The sequence below is a fragment of the Lysobacter sp. DMC97 genome (assembly GCF_056313745.1).
Map to the genome: position 1 here is coordinate 1 of NZ_JBQUZR010000002.1, position 17,231 is coordinate 17,231.

Genomic DNA, 17,231 nt, shown 5'->3' on the forward strand with positions numbered 1-17,231 from the left:
GACGCCCGCACAAGTCACCTGCGCACACTGTCAAAGAACTCAAGAATCGGCCTCAGCGCCTCATCTTTTTTGTTTCGGCCCGGTGACAACGAAGTGCCCTCGGGAGCCGCACACTATAGGGGGGCTCCGGTCGTTGTGCAACAGTTGCGTGCAAAAAACTTTTCGTCGTCGTTCACCCGCGTGCTTCCGATACGCACCGGAAGCCCGATTTCCCGGGCTTTTTTCAGCTGCGCAGGCCCACGCCGCGCTTGAGCAACCACAGGCCCGCGCCGCCCAGCACGACGACGAAACCCAGCATCAGCGCGTACGCCAGCCACAGCGGCACGTCGGACACGCCCAGCAGGCCGTAGCGGAACGCATTGACCATGTAGAAGATCGGGTTGAGGTGCGTCGCGGCCTCGGCCCAGGCGGGCAGCAGCTTCACCGAATAGAACACGCCGCCGAGATACGTCAGCGGCGTGAGGATGAACGTCGGCACGATCGCGATGTCGTCGAACTTCTTCGCGTACACCGCGTTGACGAAGCCGGCGAGCGAGAAGATGGTCGCGCCCAGCAGCACCGTGGTGAAGGTCACCAGCGGGTGCGGCACGCGCACGTGGGTGAAGAACATCGCGATGCACAGCACGATCACGCCCACCATCAGGCCGCGCAGCACCGCGCCGGCGACGTAGCCGCCGAGGATCACCCACGACGGCATCGGGCTGACCAGCAGTTCCTCGACGTGGCGGCCGAACTTGGCGCCGAAGAAGCTCGACGAGATATTGCCGTAGCTGTTCTGGATCACGCTCATCATCACCAGGCCGGGGACGATGAAGTCCATGTACTTGATGCCGTCCATGGTGCCGACGCGCGAGCCGATCAGGCCGCCGAAGATCAGGAAGTACAGGGTCATGGTGATCGCCGGCGGCACCAGGGTCTGGCCCCAGATGCGCAGGATGCGCATGACCTCGCGGCGGGCGATGGTGTAGAGCGCCGTGCGGTGGCGCCGGCCGAGGGTCGGGCTCATGCCGCCACCTCCTGGTGGCCGGTCAGGCGCACGAACAGTTCCTCCAGGCGGTTGGTCTTGGTGCGCATCGAGCGCACCCGGATGCCGGCGGCGTCCAGCGCGGCGAACACGCCGTTGAGGTCCATCGCCCGCGGCATCTCCAGATCCAGCGTGTGCTCGTCCTCGGCGACGAGGGTGGCGCCGGGGATCGCCGGCAGCGTCGCCGGCAGGCTGCCGTCGATGTCGAGCACGAAGCCTTCGACGTCGAGCTTGGCCAGCAGCGCCTTCATCGGGCCCTGCTCGACGATCCGGCCCTTGTCGATGATCGCCAGGTGCCGGCAGAGGCTTTCGGCCTCTTCCAGATAGTGCGTGGTGAGGATGATGGTCGTCCCCGCCGCGTTGATCTCCTTGAGCGTCTTCCACATGCCGCGGCGGATCTCGATGTCGACGCCGGCGGTGGGTTCGTCGAGGATCAGCAGCTTCGGCGAGGTCATCATCGCCCGGGCGATCATGAGCCTTCTCTTCATGCCGCCGGACAGGGTGCGGCTCATCTTGTCGGCCTTGTCCCAGAGCTGGGCCTCCTTCAGCACGCGCTCGGCCTGGACCATCGCCTCCTTGCGCGGTACGCCGTAGAAGCCGGCGTAATTCACGCAGATGTCGAACGGCTTCTCGAACATGTTGAAGTTGATCTCCTGCGGGACCAGGCCGATCAGGCGCATCGCGGCATCGCGGTCGGCGACGAGGTCCCGGCCGAAGACCCGGACCTCGCCCGAGGTCTTGTTGACCAGCGAGCTGACGATGCCGATCAGGGTGGACTTGCCGGCGCCGTTGGGGCCGAGCAGGGCATGGAAGCCGCCGGGGGCCACGTCCAGCGACACGCCCTTCAACGCCTCGACGCCGTTGTCGTAGGTCTTGCGCAGGTCGCGGACGGCGAGAGCGGGCGCGGTGGGCGCGCCGGAAGGGTTGGGGTCGGCGGTCATGGCGGGTTCCTGGGGCCGCGGCGATCGTGCGGGAGGTGGCGCGCGGCGGAACGGGTAGTATAGGCCGCCGGCCCGGAGCGGCCGGACAACACTCCATTCCAGCACGCTTCTCCAAAGGACGGTTTCGCTTCGTGTCCGCCCAATTCCCGCTCAAGCTCGTCGGCCGCCGCATGCTGGCGCCGACCGTGGCCCACCTCAGTTTCGTCCGCGACGATGGACAGTCGCTGGACTACGTCCCGGGCCAGTTCCTGCAGGTGCACTTCGCCTACGCCGATGGCACCGCGACCAAGCGCAGCTATTCGCTGGCCACCCAGCACGACCACGCCCCGGCGCCCGACAGCACGGTGGAGATCGCGGTCAGCTACGTGCCCGGCGGCGCCGCGACGGCGTTGTTCGAGGGGCTGGAGATCGGCGGGCACATCACCGCCAGCGGCCCGTACGGTCGTTTCTGTCTGCTGCCCAACGACACCAACCGCCGCTACGTGCTCATCGCCACCGGCACCGGCGTGACCCCGTACCGGGCGATGCTGCCGCAGATCGCGGCGCGTATCGCCAAGCACGACATCCAGGTCGTGCTGCTGTTCGGTGCGCGTACGCCGACCGAACTGCTGTACGGCGACGAGTTCCGCGCCTTCGCCGACGCGCACCCGAACTTCCGCTTCGTGCCGTGCTTCTCGCGCGAGTTGCCGGAAGCCGGTTCGCCGCACGCGCACGCCGACGTGCGCAAGGGCTACGTGCAGGACCAGCTGGCCGAGCTCGTGCCGGACGGCGAGACCGACATCGCCTACCTCTGCGGCAATCCGAACATGGTCGACGCCTGTTTCGAGACGCTGAAGCACCACGGCCTGCCGGTGCCGCACATCCGCCGCGAGAAATACATCAGCAGCAAGTGACGCTGCCGCGCGGCCGCACGCCGGCCGCGCCTGCCTTCCGCCGCCATCACCCTCGGACCGCACGCCGCCGCGTCGCGGCCGGCACCCGCTTGCCGCGGCCATCACCCACGCCCCGACCTCCGGCCCTTGCCCCCGTCACGCGGGCCGGTCACATTCGGCGCGCCGCCGCGTCTTGGTCGGCATCCACGCTGTTCCGCCGCGCCCGTCCCGGCCGGCCCCGCCCGAGAATCCGCCCATGACCAGACTCCTGTTGCCGTCCCTGCTCGCCCTGTCGCTCGCCGCCTGCGGCGGCCACGACGCGGCGGCGCCGAAAGCGGCACCCCACACCGACGCCCGCGGCGACCTGCGCTACGGCAGCGTCGTGTTCAAGCCCTGCGCGCTGGGCGGTGAATTCGGCCGCGCGGTCGAGGCCGAGTGCGCGAAGTTCGACGTGCCCGAGAACCACGACGTGCCCGCGGGCCGCAAGATCACGCTGGCGGTGGCGATGATCCCGGCGAAGAAGCAGGCGCAGCCCGACCCGGTGGTGATCATCGCCGGCGGCCCGGGGCAGTCGATCCTCGAAAGCTATCCGATGCTCGACGACGCGCTGTCGGACCTGCGCAACAGCCGCAACATCCTGCTGGTCGACGCGCGCGGCACCGGCGGGTCGCATCCGCTGGAATGCCGCAACAGCGAAGGCCGCAACGCCGTGACCGAGGAGAACGACGACTCGCCGGACAGCGCCCGCGCCTTCGCCGAACGTTGCCGTGACACGCTCTCGAAGACCTCCGACCTGCGTTACTACGGCACCGCGGACCACATCCGCGACCTCGACGCGCTGCGCGCGGCGGTCGGCGCGGACAAGCTCAACCTCATCGGCATTTCCTACGGCACCCGCGTCGCGCAGCAGTACGCGATGCACTTCCCGGCGCACACGCGCACGGTGGTGCTGGATTCGGTGGTGCCCAATTCGCTGGTGCTGGGCCAGGAGCACGCGCGCAACCTCGACGCCGCGCTGGCGACGCAGTTCGCGCGCTGCCGCGCCGAACCGGCCTGCCGCGACCACCTGGGCGACCCGGCCGCGACGATGAAGACGCTGCGCGAACGCCTGCGTGCGGGCGGGCTGGCGCCGGTGCGCTACCGCGATCCCACCAGCGGCGACTGGCGCGAGGAAGCGCCGACCTACGGCCACCTGGCGGTCCTGCTGCGGATGTACGCCTACCAGCCGCAGGCGGCGTCGATCCTGCCGTGGATCGTGCACGAGGCGTCGGAAGGCCGCTACGAAAGCCTGCTGGCGCAGTCGCGGATGGTCTACGGCGAGGTGTCCGAGGCGATGATGCATGGCATGGAGCTGTCGGTGATCTGCACCGAGGACCCGGAGATCGCGGCCGATCCGAAGGACGCCGACACCGTGATCGGCAACGAGTTCGTGGCCTTTCAGCAGGCGCAGTGCGCGGTGTGGCCGAAGGGCAAGCGCGCGGCCGACTTCCGCAAGCCGCTGGCCGGCGATGTGCCGCTGCTGGCGATGAGCGGCGAATACGACCCGGTGACGCCGCCGCGCTACGGCGACGAGGTCGTGAAGACGCTGCCGAACGGTCGCCACCTGCTGGCGCCGGGCCAGGGCCACAACGTGATTGCCACCGGCTGCATGCCGAAGCTGGTCGCGCAGTTCGTGGAGAAGGCCGACGCGAAGTCGCTCGATGCCGGCTGCCTCAAGCGGCTGAAGCCGTCGCCGCCGTTCGCGGGCAATTACGGTTGGGAGCCTTGATGAACGTCGCGACGATTGCCTCTTCGGCGCTTCGGATACGCCGACGTCCCTCCAACCCCCCCGCGCCTTGCGGCGCGGCCCCCCGACTCGGGGGGCATTGCCAGTCACTGCGTTCGAGGCATGCCATGCCGACGCGCCCCCTTTCCTTCGCGGCAATGACGATGCCGTCCCGCATCCAGAGGCAGTCATGATCCAGGTCCAGAACCTGCACAAATCGTTCAAGACCAAGACCGGTCTGGTCCAGGCCGTGCGCGGCGTGAGTTTCGAGGCGCGCGACGGCGAGATCACCGGCCTGCTCGGGCCCAACGGCGCGGGCAAGACCACCACGCTGCGCATGCTCTACACGCTGATGTCGCCCGACCAGGGCGGCGTGACCGTCGACGGCATCGACGTGGCGAAGGACGCCACCGCGGTGCGCCGCCGGCTGGGCGTGCTGCCCGACGCGCGCGGCGTGTACAAGCGCCTGACCGCGCGCGAGAACATCGCCTACTTCGGCGAGCTGCACGGGCTGGACGCGAAGACGATCGCGGAACGCACCGCGGCGATGGCGGCGACGCTGGGCATGGAGGATTTCCTCGACCGCCGCACCGAAGGCTTCTCGCAGGGCCAGCGCACCAAGACCGCGATCGCGCGCGCGCTGGTCCACGATCCGCGCAACGTGATCCTGGACGAGCCGACCAACGGGCTCGACGTGATGACCACCCGCGGCCTGCGCGAATTCCTGCGCCAGCTGCGCGCCGAAGGACGCTGCGTGATCTTCTCCAGCCACATCATGCAGGAGGTCGCCGCGCTGTGCGATCGCATCGTGGTGATCGCCGCCGGCGAAGTGAAGGCCGATGGCACGCCCGACGAACTGCGCGCGCGCGCCGGCCATGACAACCTCGAGGACGCCTTCGTCCAGCTGATCGGCTCGGAGGAGGGCCTGCACGCATGAAACCCTCGTCCTTCGCCACCTTCCTCGCCGTGTTCCGCAAGGAACTGCGCGACTTCGTCCGCGACCGGCGCACGTTCCTGATGGCGCTGCTGCTGGGCCCGCTGATGTATCCGCTGCTGATGCTGGGCATGGGCAAGCTGATGGAATCGCGGGTCAGCACGCAGCTGGAGAAACCGCTGCAGATCCCGGTCGTCGGTGCGCAGTACGCGCCGAACCTGATCGAATTCCTCGGCACGCTCGATATCCACCCGAAGACGCCGCCGAAGGACCTGGTGGCCGCGATCCGCGACCAGAGCGAGGACGTCGCGCTGGTGATCTCGCCCGATTTCGCCGAGCAGTGGCGCGCGGGCAAGCCGGCCAAGGTGGAGATCGTCGCCGACACCACGCGCACGAACACCGACGTGCCGATCCAGCGCCTGCGCAGCGCGCTGGAAGGCTACGGCCGCCAGGTCGGCGCGCTGCGGCTGGTGGCGCGCGGCGTGAGTCCGCTGGTGGGCACGCCGGTCGCCGTCACCCAGCGCGACGTGGCCACGCCGGAAGCCAAGCAGGGCCGGCTGATGTCGGTGATCCTGCCGCTGATCCTCACCCTGTTTGCCTTCATGGGCGGCGCCAACCTGACGATGGACGTGACCGCCGGCGAGCGCGAGCGCCAGTCGCTGGAACCACTGCTGGCCACGCCCGCGCCGCGCGGCACGCTGGTCACCGGCAAGATGGCCGCGGCCGGGCTGATCGGCATCAGCAGCGTCGTGCTGACGTTGCTGTCGTTCAAGCTCAGTGCGGCGATGGCGCATACCGCGATGGCGTCGGCGCTGGACGTGTCATTCCCGGCGATCGGGCGGATGCTGCTGGTGCTGGCGCCGCTGGTGCTGATCGGCACCGCGCTGCTGACCTTCATCTCCGCCGGCGCGAAGAGCATGAAGGAAGCGCAGAGCCACATGGTCTGGCTGATGTTCATGCCGATGCTGCCCGGCTACGCGCTGATGGCGTATCCGCTGAAGGACCAGGACCTGTGGCAGTACGCGGTGCCGTTCCTGTCGCAGAACCAGATGCTGGTGAAGGCGACCCGCGGCGAGGCGGCGTCGATGGAGCAATGGGCGATCTACCTCGTCTGCGCGTTCGCCCTGGCCGGTGCGCTGTGGCTGGCCGCGATCTGGCGCTACCGGCAGGAGAAGCTGGCGATCTCGTCCTGACCGACCTGCTCGGTAGAGCGGCCTTCAGGCCGCTCTACCGAAAGCAAACGCACGAAAAAGCCCGGTATCCGCCGGGCTTTTTCTTGATCGCGCCGATGCATCGGTGCCGGCATCACGCCGGCAGCAGCGGGCCGTCGAGCCAGAGCCAGCGCGACAGCCACGCGCAGACGACGGCGATCAGCAGCGTCAGCGGAATGCCGATCCGCAGGAAGTCGCCGAACGTGTAGCGGCCGGGATTGAGGATCAGCAGGTTGCCGTGGTGGCCGATCGGGGTGAGGAACGACGCCACCGCGCCCATCGCCGTGCACACGACGAACGGCGTCGGCGACAGCCCCAGCCCGTGCGCCAGCGCCACCGCGATCGGGCTGAGCAGCACCGTGGTCGCGGCGTCGGACAGGATCTGCGTGAGCAGCCCCGCCGCCGCGAACATCACCAGCAGCAGCATGAGCGGCGACCACTGCGCCGCGTGGTCCAGCAGCAGCGAGGCGAACAGCGCCGCCGTGCCGGTGCGCTCCATCGCCATGCCCAGCGGGATCACGCCGGCGATCATCACGTAGATGCGCACGTCGATCTCGTGGTACGCCTGCTCCACGCCGACGCAGCGGGTGAGCACCATCGCCACCGCACCCGCGAGGAAGGCGATCTGCGGCTGCAGCAGTTCGGTGGCGGAGGCGATGATCACCCCGGCCATGATCAGCAGCGCCAGCGGGGCGCGGCGGCGGCTCTTCTGCTGTCCGTCGAAGGGCATCAGCATCAGGAAGCCGTGGTGTGTGGCCAGCGCTTCGAGCGTCTGCGGCCGGCCCCACAGCACCAGCAGGTCGCCTTCCTGCAGCGGCGTCTCCGACAGTTCGCCGTGCAGCCAGCCCTCCTTGCGCCACAGGCCGACCACCGCCACGCCGAGGTTGCGCATGAAATCGATGCCGGCCACGCTGCGGCCGATGAATTCGGAACGCGGCGCCACGATCGCCTGCACCAGTTGCTCGTCGCTCACGGGCTTCGCGCCCGGCTCCTGGTCGGAGCGCTCGCCGTATTTCGCCACGGCATGCAGCGCCAGCCCCGGCTCGTGCCCGATCGACGCGATCTCGTCCGGCGAGGCCCGCACCAGCAGCACGTCGCCGGCGTCGAGCGGCGCATCGCCGAGCGCATGGTGGCGCGGGAACTCGGGGCGCATGCGATCCAGCACCTGCAGGCGATCGCCGAAGGCCTTCTCGAACGCGGCGCGCGGCTTGCCGATCCACGGCGAGCCGGCTTCCACCACCAGCTCGGTGTAGTAGTGCTCCAGCCGGAAGTAGTCCGGCTGGCCCGACTCGCCGCTGCGCCTGGGCACCAGCCAGCGCGTCAGCAGCATGTAGGCGGTGCCCAGCAGCACCAGCGACGCGCCGATCGGCGTGATCGCGAAGATGTCCAGCGCCGGCTGGCCGTCGCGCTTGAGCAGGTCGTTGGCCAGCAGGAAGGCGGGCGCGCTGATCAGCGTCAGCGTGGTACCCAGCGAGGCCGCCAGCGACATCGGCATCAGCACCCGCGAGGTGGCGATCTTCTGCTCGCGCGCCAGCCGCATGAGGATCGGCAGCATCATCGCCGTCACCATCACGTGGTGCGTGAACGCCGCGAGCGCCGCGGTGGCCGGCATGACGACCGCGATGGTGCGCCATTCGCTGCTGCCGGCCGCGCGCGCGATGCCGGCGCCGATGCGATCGGTGATGCCGGTCGCCGACAGGCCCGCCGACAGCACGAACACCGTCGCGACGATGATCGCCGGTTCGCTGGAGAAGCCGGACAGCGCCTGCTTCGGGTCGAGGATGCCGGTCAGCGTCAGCGCCAGCAGGGTCAGCATCGCCACGACGTCCACGCGCAGCTTCTCGCTGACGAACAACACCAGCGAGGCGAACAGGATCACCAGGAACAAGACTTGCTGCGCTTCCATCGACGCCTTCGGGCCATCCGGGGGCTTCCACCTTAGAGCGTGCCGTGCACTTTTTCATGCGCCGCGGAGGCCGCCCCTTGCCCGCATGCAGGCCGCGGCCTCGTGCCCGCATCCCGCACGACGTGGCGGGCGCGGCCGACGTGGCCGAGCAGGTCGAAGCCGGGACCCCTGCCATTCCTCATGCTTGACGCGGCCCACGTGTATTGTTGTAGTAATACACATGGACACGGTCATCCTCCACATCCAGCCCCAGTCGCCCGAGCCGATCTACCGCCAGATCGGCGACCAGATCCGGCGCCTCGTCGCCGGCGGGCAGTTGGCGGCCGGCACCGTGCTGCCCTCGGTCCGCGACGTGGCGGCGACCTACGCGATCAACCCGATGACCGTGTCCAAGGCCTACAGCCAGCTCGAAGCCGAAGGCGTGCTGGAGCGCCTGCGCGGCAAGGGCATGGCGGTGGCGGCACGCACGCAGACCGCCAACGACGACGCCCGCTGGGCCCTGCTGGCGCCTGCACTGACCGCCCTCGCGCGGCAGGCGCGCGAACTCGAACTCTCGCCGGACGCCGTGCTGGACCGGCTTCGTCGCACCATGGAGGAGGACACTGCATGAGCCACGTCGCGATACATACCGCGGCCCCCCCGATCCGCACCACGCACCTGCAGAAGGCCTACGACGGGCGCGACGTCCTGTCGAACGTCTCGCTGACGGTCGAGCCGGGCCAGGTCCTCGGCCTGATCGGACGCAACGGCGCCGGCAAGAGCACCCTGATCCGCTGCCTGCTGGGATTGACCCAACCGGACAGCGGCACCGCGCAGGTCTGGGGCGAACCGGCGGAGAGGCTCGGCGACACCGCCAGGCAGCGCCTCGGCTATGTCCCGCAGGAAGCCGAGGCCATGGGCTGGATGACGCCGCGGCAGATGCTGGATTTCGTCGGGCGCTTCTATCCCGGGTGGGACGACGAGTACGTCCGCGACTTCCTCGCGCGGGCCCGCCTGCCCACGCGGGTGCCGTTGAGCCGGCTGTCGCCCGGCGAACGCCAGCACGTGGCGATCGCGCGCGCGCTGGCCTCGCGGCCGGAACTGCTGGTACTCGACGAACCGGCCGCGTCGCTCGATCCGGTCGCACGCCGCGAGTTGCTGCGGGACATCGTCGAGCGCGGCAGCGAATCCGGCTGCACGGTGCTGTTCTCCACCCACATCGTCTCGGACCTGGAGCGCGTGGCGTCGCACGTGGCCTTCCTGCACGAGGGGCGCATCGTGCTGCACGCGGAACTCGACGCGCTGAAGGAACGGCACCTGCGCGTGCATGTGCCGGCGGAAATCGCCGCAAACCTTGATCGCGCAATCCCCGGGAAGATCGCGTACCGCCCACGCGACGACGGCAGTGCGAGCCTGTTCCTGTTGCCAGAGCCGGGCGCGCCGCGGCCCGCGCTGCTCGATGCCCCCGGCGTGCGCAGCGACCGGCTGTCGCTGGAAGACCTCTTCGTCGAGATCTCGCAATGAGCGCGGTGACCTCGACGCACGCACGGCCGCGCATCCGGCGCTTCCTGCCAAGGCTGCCGGCACTGCTGTGGGCGAGCCTGCCCCGGAGCGCGGTGGGCCTCGCCTTCGTGCTCGTGGTCGCGGCCATCCCGCTGCTGCCGATGCCGTGGACGATCCGCGCGGCGATCCTCGGCCTGCTGCCGCTGTTTGCGTGCTGGCCGAAGCTGGTGCTGCTGATGTCGGGCGCCTACCGCGAAGGACTGCCGTCCATCCGCACCCAGGGCGCGCTGGCCTTGGCGCTGCTGGGCATCGGCGGTTTCGCCGCGACCTGGGGCATCGCGGATGCCGCCGGTGGCGTACCGGTGGTGGCCGGGGTCCTCTACTGCGCGCTGGCGATGAGCGTCGTCCTGCTGTGGGCGATCCCGCTCGAACACCAGCTCTTCGTGCTGTTCGTGCTGACCATTCCGACGCTCGTCCACATCGCGGGACAAGACTGGCACGACCTCCCGCTCAGGTCGCAGTACCCCCGCGTCCTGCTGCTCCTGTCGACGCTGATGGCGGCATGGACGGGTCATGAGGCGATCGTCTCGAATGCCCGGCCGCGCGCGGGCCTCGTCACGAGCGTCATCATCCTGCTGCTTCCGCTGGCGGCCTTCGTCTCCCTGCAGGAGGCATCGTTCGGCCGCTTCATGTTCGTCTTCCATTATTTCCTCGCCCCGGCCTGCATCGCCCTGTGGGTGTCGGTGGCGGCCAGCGGCGGGCTGCATGTGCCGCGGGCGCAGGAGGAACGGGCATTCCTCTCCGTGCTGGAAGACGTGGTGTACCGACGCAGGCGGATCCCCGGGGAAAGCGGGGCCTTGCTGGGCGCGGAGGACGACAGCGGGTGGCTGCCGCGACAGCGCCGGCATTCCCTGCTGTCCGGCGGTTACGCGCCGGTGCGGGAGACTCAACGCTTGCCCGCGCTGCGCGCGTGCCTGGGGCCTCCCTTCGCGGAGAGCGACGGCTTCCGGTTCGCGCGGGAAGGCCTGGTGAGGAAGCTGCTACTGCTGCTGCCGGTTTTCTACTGGGGCAAATGGAATAAGGGATCGGCGACGATCGCCATCATGATCGCACTCGTGTTGCCGATCGCCGTCCTGCTGATCGAGCGCATGGTGATGTATCTGGAACGCGCGCAGGACATCGCCTCGGGATCGGAGAGCGCCGAACTCGGCCTGCTGCCGGCCTGGGCGGCAACGCCCGCATGCAGTCCCTGCTGTTGCCGGCGCTGGCGAAGCCGATCCTGCTGGACGCAGGCCTGCTGTCCGCCGCCCTCGGGCTGTTCCTGCTGCTCGTCCGACTGGGGGGCGGCCCGGCGCTGTTCGTCCCGGCGGCGATCATGATGATCGCGGGGACCTCGGGGCTGCTCGCGTACGTCTGCGCGGTGCTCGCGGACCCGCGCCTCGCCGATTGGCCGCCGCAGATCGTAGCGGCCGGCATCCTCGGATGCAGCGCTGTCCTGTGGCCGCTGCATGCGGCCGGGGAAGTGGGTGTCGTCGCGTCGGTCGCGGGCACCGGCCTTGCGCTCGCCGCCTGCGTGTGGGCGGCATCGCGCTTGCTCCGCAGGCCGCGGCCGTTCTTCGTCGGCTGAGCGCGGGTGCGCGCGCGCGTCGCGCCCGAACGCACGACGTCCGGCCATGGGCCGGGCGTCGCAGGACACATCGCGATGACGACGCCGCGTCAGCGCAACCACGGTGCGACATCGACCACGTCGATGTCGTGCATCAGGCCGAGGTAGGCATCGAAATACGCCTTGTGCGAGGCGCCGACGATCGACAGCACGCGCGCGCCGGGCCGGTTGCCGATCGCCTCGCGGATGTTGGCGACCATGCGCAGGTTGCGGGTTTCCCACCAGGCCACGTACTGGCGGCCGTAGCGCTGCGGGTCGCGGCTGTGGAGCGCTGCGCCGAAATCGGATGCGATGAACGCATGCTGCGCTTCCGCTCCGTTGTAGAACCGGTAGAGCGCCAGCATGTCGCCGGCGTCCTCCAGCGCCTTGGCCCGGACCAGGACCGGCGCGCCGGCCGACGCGGACCAGATCGTCTGCATCGTCTCGCCGAGCGCCGGACCGGCCTTGGCCTGGATGGCGTCGGCGGAATGATCGTCGACCGGATACACGCGCTGCAGGCCGAGGCGTGCCGCCAGCACGGCCGCGATCATGACGTTCTCGTTCTTCGATTGCGCGGTCTTCCCGGCCAGCGCGACCAGCGCGTCGTCCAGCCCATCGCCCGGTCGGCGCTCGGCCTCGGGCAGTTGCAACCACTGCACCACCATCGATGCCCGGTCGTTGGCGGCGGCGAACAGCGCGGCCAGATGCCGGCGCTGCGCGGGCGTGGGCGAGGCCGGCCATGCGGCCAGCGTCTTCTCCACTTCGGCCTGGGCCGCAGGCACGTCCAGCCCCGTCGCGCTGCGGGCCGCATCGGTGTCCCGGCAGTAGTCCTTCGCCACATCCGGATACGTCGCTTGGTAGCGCTGCAACGTGTCGCAGGCTTCGCCGGGCAGCGCTTCGATGGTGATGATTTCCGGCTTGTAGCGCGCCAGCCGTTCGAGCACCGGTTCCAGTTGCTCGGCGCGGAAGCCGTCGGGCATGCCGGAGAGGTGGGTCGAGCCCAGCACCAGCACCTGCGTGCGCGGCCCGGGGAGGTCGTGCTCGAATTCCGCGAGATCGACCGCCTGCGCGGACACGTTGAGGGCGACGAAGGACAGGGCGAGGACGGACAGCGACCGCAGCGCGCGTGACGTGGACATGCGAGACACCTGGCGAGGAAGGAAGGCGCGAGTGTCCCGATGCATCGGGACCTCGCGCTGGCACAGGATGCCGGCGCCGGGGGACGGCGGACAGTCGCGCAAGTCATGGGGCCGGAGGCCACTCGGCCACACCGTCGCCGCGGCGCGCTTCGATTCCCGGGTCGCCTCCGCGCAAGGCGACCCACGAAAAAGCCCGGGTTTCCCCGGGCTTTTCGTTGCCGCGATGACGAACGCGATCAGAGGTGCTTGATGATCTCGTCCGCGAACTCGCTGCACTTCACCTCGGTCGCGCCGTCCATCAGGCGGGCGAAGTCGTAGGTGACGCGCTTGCTGGCGATCGCGCCGTCCATCGCGTGGATGATCGCATCGGCAGCTTCGGTCCAGCCCATGTAGCGCAGCATCATCTCGCCCGACAGGATCACCGAACCCGGGTTCACCTTGTCGAGGTCGGCGTACTTCGGCGCGGTGCCGTGGGTCGCCTCGAACACGCCGTGACCGGTCACGGTGTTGATGTTGGCGCCCGGAGCGATGCCGATGCCGCCGACCTGCGCGGCCAGCGCGTCGGACAGGTAGTCGCCGTTGAGGTTCAGCGTGGCGCACACGTCGTATTCCTTCGGGCGCAGCAGGATCTGCTGCAGGAAGGCGTCGGCGATGGCGTCCTTGATCACGAGACCCGCGCCCGGACGGCCTTCCGGAATCACGTGCCACGGACCACCGTCGAGTTCGACCGCACCGAAGAAGTCGCGGGCCACCTTGTAGCCGAAGTCGCGGAACGCGCCTTCGGTGTACTTCATGATGTTGCCCTTGTGGACCAGCGTCACCGACTTGCGCTTGTTCTCGATCGCATAGGCAATCGCGCTGTGGACGAGACGCTCGGTGCCGAGGTAGGACACCGGCTTGATGCCGATGCCGACCTGCACCGGCAGGTCGCGCGCCGGCGCGCCGATGCCTTCCAGCGCCTTGTTCCAGTCGTCGGTCCTGGCCTTGGTGCCGAAACGGATCTTGTCGAAGCCCTTCGGGAATTCCTTCTGCAGGAAATCCAGCACCTTCTGCGCGTCGGCGGTGCCCGGCTCGAACTCGATGCCGGCGTAGATGTCCTCCGTGTTCTCGCGGAAGATCACCATGTCGACGTCGCCGGGCTTCTTCACCGGCGAGGGCACGCCCTCGAACCAGCGCACCGGGCGCAGGCAGACGAACAGGTCCAGCATCTGGCGCAGCGCGACGTTGAGCGAGCGGATGCCGCCGCCGACCGGCGTGGTCAGCGGGCCCTTGATGCTGACCAGGTAGTCGCGGCAGGCGTCGACGGTGGCGTCGGGCAGCCAGCTGCCGGTGGCGTTGAACGCCTTCTCGCCGGCGAGGACTTCCATCCACATCAGCTGGCGCTGGCCACCGTAGGCCTTGGCCACGGCGGCGTCGAGCACGCGGACGCTGGCGCGCCAGATGTCCGGGCCGGTGCCGTCGCCTTCGATGAAGGGGATGATCGGGCGGTCCGGGACATTCAGCCCGACCGCGGATTTGGTGATCCGGGCGCCCCCTTCGGGCACCACGGGGGTGAAATCGGCCATGTAACGGTCTCCTTGGTGGCCGACGGCGCGCCGGCCAGACGCCCATTGTCGCGGGTCGGGGGAAGTGGGGGAAGCCCGACGATCGGCGAGACATGCGGTGGTGCCGGCGGCTGACTTCCGGCACGGGAGCACGCCGTGCCCGCGGCGCAGGATCGAAGCCTCGTCCCTGCCGACCCCGGAGCTTCGCCCATGCCGATCCATCGTCGCGACGTCCTCCGCCTCGGCGCGCTCGGGGCCGCCGCGGTCGCCGGCCCCTCGTGGTCCACGCCATCGAACGCCGCGGCATCCAGCGCCGTGGCGACGAACGACACGACGGCGGTCGCGCGCGCGGACAAGCCACTCGATCTGCTGATCCTCGGCGGCACCGGCCTGATCGGGCCGCACCAGGTGCGCTACGCACTGGCGCGCGGGCATCGCGTGACGATCTTCAACCGCGGCCGCAAGCAGCCGGAATGGCCGGGGCAGGTCGAACAGTTGCTGGGCGATCGCGACACCAACGACTACGCGTCGCTGAAGGCCGAAGTCGCGAAGGGCCGGCGCTGGGACGCCTGCATCGACAACCCGAGCAGCGTGCCGGCGTGGATCCGCGACGTGGCCGCGGTGCTGAAGGGCCACGTCGGCGGCTACACGATGGTGTCCAGCGTCTCGGCCTACGCCGACAACGCCACGCCAGGCCAGGACGAGACCGCGCCGCTGGCGACGTTCGACGGCGATCCGCTGCAGGAAACCGCGCCCGGCCTGCGCGCCGACCTCAGCAAGTATCCCGGCCTGAAGGCGGCCACCGAAGCGGAAACGCGCAAGCACTTCGGCGACCGCACCACGATCCTGCGGCCCGGGCTGATCGTCGGCCACGGCGACGAGACCGATCGCTTCACCTACTGGCCACTGCGCCTGCGCCGCGGCGGCGAGGTGCTGTGCCCCGGCGACGGCCGCGACCCGGTGACGTTCGCCGACGCCCGCGATCTCGGCGAATGGATGGTGCGGCTCGCGGAAACGCGCACGCACGGCACGTTCAACGCCTTCGGCCCCGACTATCCGCTCGACACCGCGGCGCTGCTGTACGGCATCCGCGCCTCGACGCGCGCCGGCGCACGATTCACCTTCGTGCCCGCGGACTTCCTCGAAGCGCAGAACGTCTCGGGCTGGACCGACCTGCCGGTGTGGCTGCCCGGCGGCGGCGAGACCGCCGGCTTCCATCGCCGCAGCAACGCCCGCGCGATCGCCGCGGGCCTGACCTTCCGCAGCCTCGCCGACACCACCGCCGCGACGCTGGCGTGGTTCGACGCGCAGCCGGAGGCACGCCGCAATGCGCCGCTGAAGGCGGGGCTGACGGCGGAGCGAGAGGCGGAGGTGTTGGGGGCGTGGAGGGCGAGGGGCACGTAGCAGTGCGAAATCTTAGCCACGCCGATGGCTACGGGATGTTGTAATCGCGGAATGGCACTTTTAACCAAAAATATGAATATCTAAGTCTCATAGCCAAGAAGGTTTTCTATGCCTGCCGATACGCTCACACCCGACGACATCTGGAGCAAACGAGTTACCTTTCTATGCATTGACACGGAGGTCATCCAGCGAGCTGGCTTTCAATTTAGCAAAGGAGAACTACATCAACTGCCGCATCAGCTCCCAGACGGCCTACAACTCGTCCTCTCTCCCATTATCGAACAAGAGGTTATGTCGCATCGGATGGAAGGCGTAGAGGAGTCGATGTTGAAGATGGACAGTGCGATCGTCGCCATCAAGCGAGCCTCCGGCCTAGACGTTCAGCCCTTGGCTGAGGCTATTGCTGCCCTCGATGCAAAAGCCACCGCGCGAAAGCAGTTTGCCGAAGAGATGGACGAATTCATTAAACGCTGCAATGGCAAAATTCTAGACCTAGGTGATCTGGATGGGCATGAATTGTTTTCTGACTACTTTGACCAGAACCCGCCTTTTGAGGCCAAGAAAAAGTGCGAATTCCCAGATGCCGCTACTCTTCAGTTGTTGAAGCGCTACGCCGAAGTTAATCACACAATGGGAATTGTGGTCTCCGGAGATAGCGGATGGGAGCAATATGCAAACACATCGGGCTGCCTTTTTTATATGAAGTCGATTGAAGCTCTGACCACATTATTTGTCGCTACTGGTCAAACAGCTAACGAGGTTGTCGAGAAGGTCAAGGGCTACTTGGATGACCCAGAATCAGCCATCAGACATGCAATTGCAGACGCGATTCAAAAGCACGTGACCGAAGAGGCGTACTGGGATACATCAGAATTTATCCCGGATATCGGCAATCGAATGGAAATGGAGATAACTGAAACAAGTGTAGCTAGTATTTCTCTTGAGAAGAGGATTGAGATATGGGAAGACGATGACGACAGCGAGTTTGCCTGGATTGTTTCAGTGTCTGCTCATGTTGAAGTGGAACTAAATGGATTTATTTATCTCTACGTGTGGGACAGCATTGATCGAGAAGAGATCGCGTTGGCCTCAGAGCAGAAAACCCTGGGCGACGGTATCGACGTCAATTTCTTTATCCGCTTGACAAATGTTCGTCTCGATGTAGATGCGGGGCGATGGAACATTGATGTCGATATCGCGCCAGCAACCTACTCCCTTGGCTTTCGCGAAATCGTGTTTGATATGCGCTGAGGGCCGTAGGCTGGGTCATTGACCCAGCATCGTCATGGCGTTGAAGCTGGGTGCAAAGCACCCAGCCTACAAAGGGCCGCAAGACGCATGGGAATTCATGCACAAGCGAAGCG

The 17,231-nt window shown here is 68.0% G+C and carries 15 protein-coding genes; 10 read left to right on the forward strand and 5 right to left on the reverse strand.

Annotation, left to right across the window (positions count from 1 at the left end; translation table 11 throughout):
- Positions 1–223: 223 nt before the first annotated feature.
- Both ACT53Q_RS02990 and ACT53Q_RS02995 read right to left on the reverse strand, forming a co-directional pair.
- Complete coding sequence (locus tag ACT53Q_RS02990; RefSeq protein WP_476185176.1) at positions 224–1,006, reverse strand: ABC transporter permease; 783 nt, start codon at positions 1,004–1,006, stop codon at positions 224–226.
- Complete coding sequence (locus ACT53Q_RS02995) at positions 1,003–1,965, reverse strand: ABC transporter ATP-binding protein (protein ID WP_476185177.1); 963 nt, start codon at positions 1,963–1,965, stop codon at positions 1,003–1,005. The genes ACT53Q_RS02990 and ACT53Q_RS02995 overlap by 4 nt, the downstream gene beginning before the upstream one ends.
- A gap of 95 nt (positions 1,966–2,060) precedes the next feature.
- Between ACT53Q_RS02995 and ACT53Q_RS03000 the strand changes: the two genes are divergently transcribed.
- From ACT53Q_RS03000 to ACT53Q_RS03015, 4 genes are all read left to right on the forward strand, one after another.
- Positions 2,061–2,858: an FAD-binding oxidoreductase gene (locus ACT53Q_RS03000; RefSeq protein WP_476185774.1), complete on the forward strand. Its 798-nt coding sequence runs from the start codon at positions 2,061–2,063 to the stop codon at positions 2,856–2,858.
- Positions 2,859–3,093: 235 nt separating this feature from the next.
- A complete protein-coding gene (locus ACT53Q_RS03005; RefSeq protein ID WP_476185178.1) occupies positions 3,094–4,605 on the forward strand; it encodes an alpha/beta hydrolase in 1,512 nt (503 codons plus the stop codon).
- Positions 4,606–4,792: 187 nt separating this feature from the next.
- Positions 4,793–5,539: an ABC transporter ATP-binding protein gene (locus ACT53Q_RS03010; protein WP_476171596.1), complete on the forward strand. Its 747-nt coding sequence runs from the start codon at positions 4,793–4,795 to the stop codon at positions 5,537–5,539.
- Positions 5,536–6,729, forward strand: coding sequence for an ABC transporter permease subunit (locus ACT53Q_RS03015; RefSeq protein WP_476185179.1), 1,194 nt, complete (start codon positions 5,536–5,538; stop codon positions 6,727–6,729). The genes ACT53Q_RS03010 and ACT53Q_RS03015 overlap by 4 nt, the downstream gene beginning before the upstream one ends.
- Before the next feature lie 112 nt (positions 6,730–6,841).
- Here the strand turns inward: ACT53Q_RS03015 and ACT53Q_RS03020 are convergent, their stop codons facing one another.
- On the reverse strand, positions 6,842–8,653 hold the full coding sequence (locus tag ACT53Q_RS03020; protein ID WP_476185180.1) for an SLC13 family permease: 1,812 nt from the start codon (positions 8,651–8,653) through the stop codon (positions 6,842–6,844).
- A 220-nt stretch (positions 8,654–8,873) separates the two neighbouring features.
- Here ACT53Q_RS03020 and ACT53Q_RS03025 point away from each other — a divergent pair, with 220 nt between their 5' ends.
- The 4 genes from ACT53Q_RS03025 to ACT53Q_RS03040 are packed head-to-tail and all read left to right on the forward strand — an operon-like array spanning position 8,874 to position 11,762.
- Positions 8,874–9,263, forward strand: coding sequence for a GntR family transcriptional regulator (locus ACT53Q_RS03025; protein WP_476185181.1), 390 nt, complete (start codon positions 8,874–8,876; stop codon positions 9,261–9,263).
- Positions 9,260–10,156 (forward strand): ABC transporter ATP-binding protein, encoded by an 897-nt coding sequence (locus ACT53Q_RS03030; protein WP_476185182.1) that lies wholly within the window; start codon positions 9,260–9,262, stop codon positions 10,154–10,156. The genes ACT53Q_RS03025 and ACT53Q_RS03030 overlap by 4 nt, the downstream gene beginning before the upstream one ends.
- Positions 10,153–11,514, forward strand: a complete 1,362-nt coding sequence (locus ACT53Q_RS03035) for a hypothetical protein (RefSeq protein ID WP_476185183.1) — start codon at positions 10,153–10,155, stop codon at positions 11,512–11,514. The genes ACT53Q_RS03030 and ACT53Q_RS03035 overlap by 4 nt, the downstream gene beginning before the upstream one ends.
- Entirely contained in the window at positions 11,514–11,762 is a 249-nt protein-coding gene (locus ACT53Q_RS03040; protein ID WP_476185184.1) for a hypothetical protein, read from the forward strand. Before ACT53Q_RS03035 ends, ACT53Q_RS03040 begins: the two co-directional genes overlap by 1 nt.
- Before the next feature lie 89 nt (positions 11,763–11,851).
- Here the strand turns inward: ACT53Q_RS03040 and ACT53Q_RS03045 are convergent, their stop codons facing one another.
- The gene (locus ACT53Q_RS03045; protein ID WP_476185185.1) at positions 11,852–12,919 is read right to left on the reverse strand and encodes a DUF5694 domain-containing protein; all 1,068 of its coding nucleotides are present in this window, start codon (positions 12,917–12,919) and stop codon (positions 11,852–11,854) included.
- A 236-nt stretch (positions 12,920–13,155) separates the two neighbouring features.
- On the reverse strand, positions 13,156–14,484 hold the full coding sequence (gene icd / locus ACT53Q_RS03050) for an isocitrate dehydrogenase (NADP(+)) (RefSeq protein ID WP_476185186.1): 1,329 nt from the start codon (positions 14,482–14,484) through the stop codon (positions 13,156–13,158).
- Between the two features lie 189 nt (positions 14,485–14,673).
- Here icd and ACT53Q_RS03055 point away from each other — a divergent pair, with 189 nt between their 5' ends.
- Both ACT53Q_RS03055 and ACT53Q_RS03060 read left to right on the forward strand, forming a co-directional pair.
- Complete coding sequence (locus ACT53Q_RS03055) at positions 14,674–15,867, forward strand: NAD-dependent epimerase/dehydratase family protein (protein ID WP_476185187.1); 1,194 nt, start codon at positions 14,674–14,676, stop codon at positions 15,865–15,867.
- A 108-nt stretch (positions 15,868–15,975) separates the two neighbouring features.
- Complete coding sequence (locus tag ACT53Q_RS03060; protein WP_476185188.1) at positions 15,976–17,118, forward strand: PIN domain-containing protein; 1,143 nt, start codon at positions 15,976–15,978, stop codon at positions 17,116–17,118.
- Positions 17,119–17,231 lie beyond the last annotated feature (113 nt).